Raw genomic sequence first — 260 nt, forward strand, 5'->3', positions numbered from 1 at the left:
CCGGACAGCGGCTTGGTGAAATCGTCGACGGCCGTCACCGCATTTCCCGCCTGAAAGCGCGTCGGCGACGCCAGCTGGATCGTCTGAAACAGCGTCAAGTTCGACCGGTTGGGATTCGAGAAGTCATAGGCCACCGTGGGACGCAGGGTGCGGGTCGACGGGCTGTCCCAGGTCGCCTCGCCCACGACCGAGCGGTCATCCTTCGATTCGGTATAATTGCCCACCCACGACAGCCGCCACGCACCATCGCCGAACACATG

At 63.8% G+C, this 260-nt stretch carries 1 protein-coding gene; it reads right to left on the minus strand.

Annotation, left to right across the window (positions count from 1 at the left end):
• The coding region (locus OH705_RS27805) for a hypothetical protein (protein WP_267303509.1) at positions 1–260 on the minus strand (260 nt) is incomplete at both ends.

Origin of the sequence: Pseudomonas sp. BJa3 (assembly GCF_026343815.1) — a bacterium.
In the GTDB taxonomy this organism is placed as follows: domain Bacteria; phylum Pseudomonadota; class Gammaproteobacteria; order Pseudomonadales; family Pseudomonadaceae; genus Aquipseudomonas; species Aquipseudomonas soli.